The following is an 11,838-nucleotide window of genomic DNA, read 5'->3' on the forward strand; positions in this document are numbered from 1 at the left end:
TTGTTTGTGAACGCTTTCCAACTATTACGAGCTATGCTGCTGTCTATACTCCATCGGGGTAAACCCTGTATGCCGCTTGAACAAAACACTAAAATACTGGGTATTCACATACCCAATTTTCTCAGCAACCTCATATACCTTTAAATCGGTATGCACAAGCAGTTCAGTAGCTTTATCTATTCGCACTTGGACAATATACTCACAAAAATTAACATCCGTATACTTTTTAAACAAAGTACTGACGTACGATGGTGTAATGTGGACCGTCTCCGCTACTTCTTTTAAGTCCAGATTCTCATTCTGATAATGATTTGCGATATAATCCATAATTGTGCGAAGAATAGCTTGATGCGAATTGCTTGAATATTTGACCTGATCATAGAAAATAATCGATTGATCCATCCGGACATCCTTCATCTGTGTCGCAATCAATGCTTCCTCATAGGAGACGCCAATATGTTTAAACCCTTCACCAATACTGCCTATACCGATCTTGGCTTGAATTTTGAGATATTGCTCAATCATCACTGTTAAGCGGCGGGCAATAAGCTCGGTATCCTGCTTCAGCTTCTCCGCATCCTCGTTTCGGTAGTTGAACAACAGATTGATCCGGTGGTTATATTGAATCGCATACACCTGAACCCCGTCGCAATTTGCAGTTTCTAGCACCTCATTGCAAAGGTTTTTGAGAGTGAACAATAATAGCTCCAGATCGACGGGTTTATTGGGTTTAAGAAACCTTCCGACACCATCCAAGCTCAGAACAGCCATCACGAACACCGAGCCGCAAAACGTTAAATCGAGCAGCTTCGCCTCCCTATCAATCGCTTCCTCATTCCCCGACCCAGAGATCAACTCGCTAAAAAATTGGTTCACGATAAGACCATGGCTTTTTATATCCTTCTCACGTTTTCTCCGCTCTTCCTCCAGTGCCTCAGACGCATTCATGATTGTCCGCAGGATTTTATCGTTATCTTCATACTTTAATATGTAATCAAACGCTTGAAGCTGTAGCGCCTCCTTAGCATAAGAAAAATCATCATACCCCGTTAAGAAGACAATCTTCAAATCTAAGCCATTCTCCTTCACTTGGGCGGCAAGCTTCAGTCCATCCATGAAAGGCATGCGAATATCCGAGAGCAGTAGATCCGGCTTCTCCCTTTGGATAAGTTCCCAAGCTTCCTTCCCGTCCACTGCAACTCCTGCCACCTGAATATTACCCTGATCCCAATGAATATTCCTGCGAAGCCCTTCCCTTATCCATTCATCATCGTCTGCAATGACCAGCTTATGCACGATTCGTCACCTCATTTATCGTATATGGAATCCTTACAGTCACTATGGTATAAACCCCTTCTTCACTATCCAGCCGAATCCCGAACCCGTAGCCGAATTGCAGCGCCAGCCGTCGGTGAACATTACGCAGCCCGAATGTCACTGGAGCCTCTTGAACATTCTGCGCTTGAATAGAAGTATTCATCTCCTGTACCTTCTCTACATCCATCCCTGCACCATCGTCGAAGACTTCAATTATTGCTGCATCCCCGCTTGGCCTTCCTGTTATTCTGATGATCCCTTTTCCCTTCTTGTTTTTGATGCCATGATAGATGGCGTTCTCGACAATTGGCTGCAAGGTCAGTTTCATGATAGGAAGATGCATAATGCTCTCTTCAACTTGAATCTCAAATTCAAAATCTTTCTGGTAACGGATATTTTGAATTTGCAAGTAGCTTTGAACATGCTCGATCTCTTCTCTAAGCGTTATGACCTCCCGCCCTCTGCTAATGCCGATCCGAAAAAAGTGGGCCAGCGCACTAACCATAGTCGATGCCTTTTCCTTCTCACCCAAATCAATCATATGTTTGATAGATCCGAGAGTGTTGTATAGAAAATGTGGTTGAATTTGCGACTGCAATGCTAATAACTCCATTTGCCGCTTCTGTTCCTGTTCATCCTTAACTTGCTCCAGCAATTGGCGAACCGAATCGACTAAATTCTCCAACCCACTGGCTAATACACCAATTTCATTTTGCTCTTTCAGCTGAAAGTTAACATTTAGGTTCCCTTGTCTAAAACTCTTCACTTGTTTGGACAAATAACGGATGGGATTCGTCAGGCTGCTGGCAAAATAGGTTGCCATGATAATAAAAACTACGAGAATAACAGCTACGATTGTAAGCGTTATCGATTTAATCTGGCTTGCCTTGGCTAAGATATCGCTTTCAGGAACGATGGCGGCGAGCTTCCACCCGTTCAGCGATAACGTTGTAAAGTGAATCATCATACGTTGGTCCGACTTGCTGGCCGCCCTTAAATCTCCCTGGTGATTAGCGTTATTACGGATATCGTTCACGATCTCATCGCCGATAGCGTACTCTTTGGATAACGGCTTGGAATACATCACCCCATCTGGACTGATCAGAGCCAGCGAGCCGTTGGGACTAATATTGACATTCTGTAAAATGTCGAGCAGATAGGATTCCTTCATATTAATGAGAGCCATGCCACTGACCTCGGAATCAAGATTTCCGATAATTTTAAATACGCTTACAACATTACGTTTCGTGACAGTAGTAAACACTTGATCCTCATGCGTATTCAACCAGTAATAACTGCTTTCTGCATCCTTTTGGTTATATCGGGCCAGCCATTCATTAAGATTCACACCGACATGCCGGGGAATAAAGTCCTTCTGTATGTTGAAGGTCCGGCCATTATTAAACGTGACAAAAATTGAATCGATGACTTGCAAATGATTCCGGTAGGCTTCCTCGAACTGTTTATGAAGATCGATGATATCATCGTAGCGATGTTCTCCTTCGTCTTGTCCATTATCTAATAAAATATATTGAAAAGCCGAATTGTTCTCGATTGACACTAGCTGTTCGAAGATCGTATAAAGCTTGTCGTTAAGAAAAAAGCCCGTTTGCTCGGTCGTATCGCTTAGCAAATAATAAGCGTTTTGTTCGAGCTGCTTAACGGCAGTGAAATAGGAAAAAAAACCGGTAAGCGCAACGGATGACACAAGAATAGGCAAAAAATAGATAAGCAGCTTAATTTTGATTGGGCTTCTAGAAAGATACGAGAACATGTATTTCCCCCAAATGAAGTCGTTTCGGATTCTCCTCTTATAATAACTCCTAGCTCGAAGAGATGGGTTTGTTTTTTATCAAACCTTGTTTGTTTTTATTCAATTTCTCAAAAAAAAGACGAGCCCCTGATTGGGACTCGTCTTTGGCTACTTTATGGATGTAGAATAAGCTGGGCTAACGCCGCAAGATCCACAATATCCAAAAGACCATCTTTATTCAGATCATAAATCTGATATCGGATCCAATCCGTATGTGCGGAGCTTATACCGTAATGAGCGGACAGAATAGCCAAATCACCGATACTTGCTGGATTGGCCGAGCTCAAGAAAGTTGCCAGCGCCGCATCCAGATCAATGATTGCCTGCTCCACAGAAACCTTAGTTACGTTCGGATTATTCACGACCTGCATAGCTTTACCGATTGCATTATTAAGCTCATTCACTACCGTCTTCGTATATTGCCCCCATTTACTGCCAATAGTGGCGTAATCGGATGTTGCTTGTGCTATAGCAATCTTTAATGCCAGAGCCGATTTGTCCGAGGCGCCGTCTAACCCATCCATAGCCAACTGCAAGTTCGAGGCAGCTGCATTCACCTGATTCTGTGTAGCTTGCGATCCAGCAAGAATCACTTTCGCAGAGGTTAGATAGGTTTGCAAGATTAACCAAGTGGATGGATTGTATTGATCTGCCGTAAGGCTCTTCGCTACATCAACCCCGCTGGCCAGGACCGTTTTGTCTATCATGATCTTCATGCCATAGATCGTATTAGATAGCTTTGATACCGTTTGGCTACCATCGACAATCAAAACGGGGTGCAAATGAAGATAGGCCGTCGTATCGCCGGCATAGTTCATGTTTGATGAATGCCAGAGCATCTTGAGCATGTCTCCGCTTGGAAGGATACCCGCTCCAGTGCTTGCGAGCTTGATTGTGATTTTTCCATTCACCTCATCCTTATCGACGGATTCCACTCCCCATTCATCCGCTAAGCATTCTACCGAATCGTAAAGAATTAGGTCCGGGTCATACTCAAACGTCAACTCTTGACCATAAACAGCAGTGCTGACACTTTCTGTAACGTAATCATTATTTAAGCCATAAACCAAACCAAATTGTTGGCCGGCAAACGTTGTTCCTTCTCCCATAACCGTAGCATAGGGAAGACTTAAGGACGGAGCATTTACAACCGCGCTGACCTCGTTAGAGTTATCGCTCTCACCTCCAACATTAACTGCCGTAATCACATAATAATAATTACCAGCAGTAAGATCGGCATTGTCCAAATAAGTGCTGTCCGTGACATTGGAAGCAATGGTTACATACCCCTCTGAGCTATTTACGCTTCGCTTCACTGCATAATAATCAGCTCCGGCAACCTCATCCCAGCGTAGCAAGATTTCGGCCCTGCCCGTAGTTGCACTTACGTTTGCGGGTGCTTTAGGAATCTGAATGGAACCCGGATTAGAGACCGTAATAACTGAAGGACTTATGCCTGAATCCAAGTGAAACGGTATCCCCGCCTGCGAAAAATCCGTATCCTGCAATAGGATATTACTCGCGAATCCCTTCAAATGGATAAAGGTGCTTGTGCCAGGCGGACAAAGAACGTCATTTAATAAAATATCGGCTGCATTGTTCATGGTATAGAGGGTTCCGTTCGCCGGAACGATCTGAACATGATTGAATTGAATATCAGTCGTATTACTGGACACGAATCCAGTTTGAGTCGACATTTTTACATTGGTCAACTCCACATTACGCAAAGGCACATTGGCCAGTGCATCGATGGACACTGCTTCCGAAGCTCCGTCCACCGTAACGTTACGAATGTGGATATTTTTAACCTCTGGAACCCGGTTATCGACTCCCAGCTGCGCATTATCCACTGCTTCGCTGTGCCCCGTATAGAAATCATTAATGGATAATGCCGTATAACCAATATTCTGCATATGGAGACCATCGATATAGATATTCTCGATAGGACCACCACCACCAACAAAGCTTTTAATATTGATCCCATTATCCGTTCCGATATATTGATTGTTGCGAACCGCAAGGTTATGAATGCCTCCGGATGTGTTACTTCCGATAGACAATCCGCCATGGCCACGAAAAACAATGTTGTCGGCAATTACGACTTCGGACAAAGCGTTTGTCGGACTCGGGTCATAGCTGGCCTTCATCCCGATTCCATCATCTCCGGCATTCACCGTGTTGTGATATAAAACAACATTCTGCGAAGAAGTGACATCAAGACCGTCTCCGTTCTGGTACCAAGCGTCGTTATTGACCGTTGAATTACGGATCACCAGATTCCGAATCTTCGTAAAGCTAGTCGCAAATTGTGGTGAATTCATAAAGGTAGGTCCATCGACTAACACATTGCTGCTATTATAGATGTCGACCATGATAGGACGATATACCCCAACAGCTTGTTGAGACGGATACCAAACACTGCCGTTATCGGTCAACACTCCGCCCAAGGACAACAGATAATTCCACTGCGTGGTTGTGACCTTGCCCTTCTTCACATAACGCCAATATTGCCCATTGCCATCGATAACACCTTTTCCTGTGATCGCGATGTTGCTGAGCCCCGATGCCGCCAGCATCGGTTGATATTTTGCATTCACCAAATTGTAGTCATCATAGTCGGGACTAAATTGAATGAGTGCACCAGCCTCTACATGCAGATCAATATTACTTGCCATTTGGATACTTCCTGTCAGCCATACACCAGCAGGTACGACGACACGCCCTCCACCTGCCAGTGTAGCCGCCTCAATTGCCTTTGCGAATGCCGCCGTATTTTTGGTTATACCATCTCCAACAGCGCCATAATCTTCAATATTAAAATCTACGTTTGGAAATGTTGGAAGCGTAATCGCTGGCATATCGAATGGCAGATCTTTTTGATACGTTTGCAAGTCATCCCCGCCCGTTACAACCCCCACGGAATCCGCGGATTTGACGCTAACCTTCGCAGTCGCCTTTACATCGGTGCCCGTTACAGTTCCCTGCACAGTGAAGTTCCCCACAGATGCATACTTAGCTGGATCGATTGAACTCCACACGACAGCCAATGCTTTCTCCGATCCATCCGTAAATTGAACGGGAACGATGCTTGGCAAAAATGGAGCTACCCCCTCAAGGCTATAAAGCTCCAGTGCCGGTATGTTCGATAGGGTCTGTCCCGGCAGCATGGTGGAATTCACAACTTCTATGGCTAACAGAATTTTAGTACCGGAAGCGAAAGTGAAAGTTAGTGTATTTTTTCCAATCGGCAACTGAGACAAGAAGACATCACGAAGAGTATAAATACTTCCATTGGCAGTGTAATCGGTCCCCTTATTCAGTGCATGGGTTCCGAGCATAATTCCCGTCATTGTGTCTCCCGAGCGTTTAACAGATACAGTCAGATCCGCTTGATTCTCATGATTACGATCAAATTTCACCGGAGCTGAAGACAAAGATACTTCAGTTGAATAGACGCTCTCTCCATTCGCATTCACAGCAGTTACTACATAATAAAAAGGAGCTCCTGTGTTCACAACCATATCCGAATATTGAACCTTATCTTTCACTCCCTCCGTCAAGCGGAGCCAGTTCAAGTTGTAGCTCCCCGTTACGGAATAAAGGCGTAAAGTTTGATTCCCAGCGGGAAGATTGACATTCACACTGACCGTTGTCCAGCTCTGCCAATCACCGGTTTGCGGAATATCTACGGTGCTCAGCACGCTGCCATTCCCACTCTTTAATTGAAGCTGTTTACCGCTGTCCGGAGCAGAGACGCGCAGATCCAAGGTGTAGAATCCACCCGCAGGAACCTGTATCGCGTAATCCATCCAATCTCCCGGATCGATATAACTGACATTTAGACCTCCGCCTTCATCACTCGTATTCTGAGTTTTGACACCGTACATCGCTGTCCAATCCTCACCTTGGATCGTTGCCAGCGGGGAAGTGGATGACGGAATCAGATCGGATGCAATCGGCAAGTAAGGACCACCCGCTTCGCTTCCGCGATAGACACGATAAGAACTTGCTCCTTCAACCGTGTTCCACGACAGAGCTACGGGAGAATCGCCTAATGTCGCATCAACACCGCTCGGGAAAGTCACACTCAGTCCGGTTGGAGAAGCAGGTTGCTGTTCATTCTGTTCATGCCCAGGAAGCGTGCCGAACAGCGTAGGATCCCACCCATCCGCTCCTTTCAGCACATTCTGAACGGTGTATTGATTGGCTTCGTCAGATGTCAATTGGCTCGACCAGCGATAGCGGCCCTTCGCATTGGCACCTGGTCCCGAAGAGTTGTATTCACCATACCGCGCCGTCGATTCGTTAGAAGGATTTCCCCAATTATCCCAACCTACTGCTTTGATATGCGCATCCATCCAGGTATTAATGTACTTCACGTTGGCGTTAGCTCTCCAAGGTCTACCCAGATCTAGCGAACCGTTAGTAGCAGCCAGCTTAGTGTCGATATCCCATTCCGGTCTCCAAGGATCATGAGTCACCGATTCCTTCAAAGAAGAAGTACCGCGGGTCAATCGCGAGTTCATGAAAACATAGCCAAACTCAGCTTTCTCATCCGTAGAGGCTGCCGTCATATGACCGCCAAAGCCACCAACGAACTTAATCTCCGAATCGTAGAAATAAGCCGCAGCATTCCCAAAGATCCAGTCGACGTCCCCTTCAATTATGCATCGGTTAAAGTACTGTCGCCCGCCGTTTGCGTACAAGGTATCTTGGAACCCTGCCAGATAAACGTTCGTAAAAATTGCTCTGTCGCCCGTTACGTTAAGTGCGACTGCGGGACCTACATTTCCTCTCTCAAACGAAGTATTGCGAATCGTCATATTTTCTGCCGTAAAGTCGCTGGCAGAAACTAACAACGTGTGGCTGTTTCCAGTACCTATTCCGGAATTAGCATAATCGTCATAGGTCAAAATCGTTCCGTCTCTGCTTTCACCAACTAAACTAACTAATGGCTTAGAATTCGGCACGGCTACCTTTTCATGATAGATACCGTCTTGGATATAGATCACCCGCCGGGTCGAATTCCCAGTTGGAATCGAATTCAGAGCATCCGTAACGGTCGTATAATCTCCCGTTCCATCCTTCGCAACTACAATTACTTTAGCTGGAGTGGCGATTTGGATCAGGCTATCTGCTCCCGAGCCCCTCGCATTAACAGCAGATACAACATAATAATAGGTCAGACCGTTTGTTATGCTGTTGTCCAGATAGTTTGTTTGGGTTACGCTAGCGATCGTTGTAAAGGGTCCCGCCAACGAAGCCGCCCGTTTAACGAGGTATGAATCAGCCTCAGCAACCTCGGTCCACTGCAAGTTAACCTTGCTAACTCCCGCTTGTGCTGTTACTTCATTCGGCGAAGAAGGTACCCCCTGCTGGAAATGAACCGGAGATACGCGTGCTTGATCGGAATTCATACTTTCCGTCTGAGCACTTAAGGCAGATACAACATAATAATAATTCGTTCCGTTGTGTACGGTGCTATCAGTAAATTCCGGAGCGGTCAGGTTGCTAGCCACGACCGAATACGTTCTCCCCGATATTACACTTCGCTTCACTGAGTACGAGGAGGCTCCCGGCACAGGGTTCCATGTTATATCCACGCGGGCATCACCAGGAACAGCAATCAATCCAGCTGGTTTCGCTAAAGGGGTAACTGGAGAAATCTTAGCGGAGACCGAATTTTCGCTTAAGCCACCCGCATTTTGAGCTTGAACGGTGTATTCATATACCATTCCGTCAGTCAATCCGGCGTCGTTATATTGGGTTGCCGTCAAATCCGACGCGATGACCGAATACTTAGCCCCTCCGTCATCCCTTCTGAGCAAATGGTATTGCTCCGCACCTTCGACAGACTCCCATTTCAGGGTCACTTGGCTGTCCCTTGCTATTCCCGTCAACCCTGTCGGAGCAGCTGGTATGTCGGGTAGCAGAATTGGCGTGATGCCTACTTCCATGGAATTTGGGCTTTCGCCGGAATCGGTTACTGCACTGACGACATAATAATAGGTTTTATCGTTCATCAATTTGCTATCTACATACCGGTTGGAATCCATGTTCTTAATCAGCTCGTAGGGCCCGCCAGTTGTTTCACTACGCTTCACATTATACGAAATCGCTCCGGTAACCGCCGGCCAATTAAGCATCGCTTGTGTATCACCAGCCTTGCCGGTTACTCCTGTCGGGGTCGAGGCTGATAATACATCAGTGAACATCATCCAGTTAATATTGAAGTTGCCGGTATTCGTCGTGATGCGCAGGGTTTGCGGACCCGCACTCAGATTTGCCGACACACTTACGGTCGTCCATTTTTGCCAACCGGTCGTATTTGGCACATAAACCGCTGCCAGAACAGTTCCTCTGCTATCTTGCAATTGAAGCTCCTTATCTGAATACTTCGTAGCAAGACGAAAATCTACGGTGTAGATTCCTGCGGAAGCCACATTTACCTTGTATTCCAGCCAATCTCCGGCTTCAATATTGCCCACATCTAAACCGGCTCCAGTATCCGTGGTTGCCTCGTTCTGAACCCCTTGCATGCTGTCCCAGTTCTCGGCTTCAAGCTTGCCCGGAATCGGCTTGCCATTCTTCGCCCAATACGCCACCGCAATTGAAGGTTTCAGCCCTTCCTCCGAGGTGTGTGCTTGTATACACTGATATTCCAGATCATTATAGATGACCCAATCGTTGATCGTATAAGTGGTATTCGCCTGCCAGCTGGCAGCAGCGGCCGCAGCGGTTCGCGGAGAATAACCATATAAAAGACTCATTATCATCGCCACGATTATGGCTATAGCCGTTACTTTTCGGCTTATGGTGTCTTCTTGCCCCCAGGGTGCGGTCCTGTTCATATCTTCTTCCTCCTTAGAATAGAAGTGCACGAATACTATCAGAGGTTATATATGTTGTACATTAACACAGCTGCTTCCGCTCGTGTCGTCGTAGACTTAGGCTCGATTTGGCGGCCATTCCCGTGAATCAAACCCGCTTTCACTAGACTTGCGACAGATTCAGACGCATAGGCAGAAATCTTCGCAACATCGCTGAACGGTTGAAGCACGGATGTATCTCCACCTGTAACCTGTTGACCTGACGCCTTCAAGGCTCTGGCGGTTAGGACCATCATGTCCTCACGGGTGATTGGCTCAAGCGGTTTGAACAAGTTGTCTCCTGAGCCTTCCGCAATGCCAAGTGCCCGAGCAATGCCAACGGCCTCGTAATAATAAGCTTGGGATGGGACGTCCGCGAAGGTATCTCCAGCTTTTCCGCTCAGTTCTAGCGTCCTAACGAGCAATACCAAAAAGTCGGCTCTAGTAACAGCTTGAGATGGGCGGAATTCTGTATCGGACACACCACTAATAATTCCCTTGGAAGCCATAACCTCGATCGGATTTTTAGCCCAAGCCACAGACTCAAGATCCTTAAAGGATTTATTCGTATAACCAATTGCATACATGCTGAAATGTGTAGTCTTAAAGCTGACGCGACCGGACTTCGCATCATATCTACCACTAGGAACCGAAGTAAGTTTCCCTTGACTGTCTACATACCACACAACGATATGCTCTGGATTAAGCAGCTCTTGTGCAGTAGGAACGTAGGGGATGCTGACTGTGACCGGAGCTTGGCGATTATCCCAGGTTATGATCTTGCCACCCGACGTTAAAGTTACTTGAATGACGGGATGGTTGCCGATTTGGTTTTGCACGGACGGCTGCAAGGATTTAGGATCAACACTTGTGATATGAAGACTTATTTGTTCATTGGAGGTAACCCCAGCTTGCAGCATATTATCAGGGAGAGTGAGGTTAGCCAGTGGTGTTACAATTTCAATTTCCGCCTTTTTGACATCATTGGATATAGCCGAAGTTGGAATCGTCTGAACGTACTCTTTTGCCCCGGGCTTCGACTCGACTTCAATGATTACTTTTTTTACTCCTTTGTCGTTGGCGGTAGTTTGGTTAAGAGCTTTCTGCAGTGATTCTAGATCCACGGTTGATTGAACCGATTGTGCAGCTGCGTCATAACGAATCACCGGTTTGATCGTAGAACCGTTGACATTACTCGAAGTTGTAGGCTGGATCGAACTGCCGTTTCCTTCCGCTCCGTTGTTACTGTTGTTTCCATTATTACCGTTATTGCCGTTGTTTCCGTTGTTGTCATCGATACTAACAATATGCGCGATCGCCGATGCATCAAGGGTATAGTTAACCGCAGCCAGTTGCGAATCTACTAACTTCACACGGGATAGAACGATTTTGACATCGCCACTCTCAAGCGCTTTGAAAGTAACTGTGGCCAGTTTTAGATCTCCGTTCTTGCCAGATTTCTTCTCAAGCTCTGTATGCGCTAGCCGCACGCCGTTATTCGTCAATAGGGCGTCAATGTTGAAGCCGCCCTCGCCTGCTGTGTAACTCACGAACTCCAGCTTTGAGCGATCATAGGTCAGATTCAACTCGTACGCGTACAAATCCGTCATTAGGTTCGCTGCAATCTCAACAGTAAAGGTACTGTTGAGGGTAGGACTTTCTTTTGATAACACAGTTTGGAAGTTGGGTTCACTACTAGCCTGCGTTACCACAGGTCTCGCTAGAAAAAAGACAAGGAGCATAAGCACCGCGATTCTGAGTTTAGCCATTTCGATTCATCCACCCTTTCAATAGCAAGATAGGAGAGAGCGCCGCTGCCGTTGAGTCAGCGCCCTCCAG

4 protein-coding genes are annotated in these 11,838 nt (G+C 46.3%); all 4 read right to left on the minus strand.

What is annotated here, in order from left to right:
• Positions 1-24: 24 nt before the first annotated feature.
• Complete coding sequence (locus MHH89_RS14100) at positions 25-1,296, minus strand: response regulator (RefSeq protein WP_341087374.1); 1,272 nt, start codon at positions 1,294-1,296, stop codon at positions 25-27.
• Positions 1,289-3,091: a cache domain-containing sensor histidine kinase gene (locus MHH89_RS14105; RefSeq protein WP_076279246.1), complete on the minus strand. Its 1,803-nt coding sequence runs from the start codon at positions 3,089-3,091 to the stop codon at positions 1,289-1,291. Before MHH89_RS14105 ends, MHH89_RS14100 begins: the two co-directional genes overlap by 8 nt.
• Before the next feature lie 152 nt (positions 3,092-3,243).
• Positions 3,244-9,981 carry a pectinesterase family protein gene (locus tag MHH89_RS14110; RefSeq protein ID WP_341087376.1) on the minus strand — a complete coding sequence of 2,246 codons (6,738 nt, stop codon included), beginning with the start codon at positions 9,979-9,981 and terminating at the stop codon, positions 3,244-3,246.
• 38 nt (positions 9,982-10,019) lie between these two features.
• Entirely contained in the window at positions 10,020-11,768 is a 1,749-nt protein-coding gene (locus MHH89_RS14115) for an S-layer homology domain-containing protein (RefSeq protein WP_341087378.1), read from the minus strand.
• Positions 11,769-11,838 lie beyond the last annotated feature (70 nt).

The organism is Paenibacillus sp. FSL H7-0323 (assembly GCF_038002725.1).
Lineage (GTDB): Bacteria > Bacillota > Bacilli > Paenibacillales > Paenibacillaceae > Paenibacillus_AQ > Paenibacillus_AQ odorifer.

Coding starts and splice junctions, on each gene's coding strand:
- MHH89_RS14110 (WP_341087376.1), bottom strand. CDS start 9,981: ATGAACAGGACCGCACCCTGGGGGCAAGAAGACACCATAAGCCGAAAA.
- MHH89_RS14105 (WP_076279246.1), bottom strand. CDS start 3,091: ATGTTCTCGTATCTTTCTAGAAGCCCAATCAAAATTAAGCTGCTTATC.
- MHH89_RS14115 (WP_341087378.1), bottom strand. CDS start 11,768: ATGGCTAAACTCAGAATCGCGGTGCTTATGCTCCTTGTCTTTTTTCTA.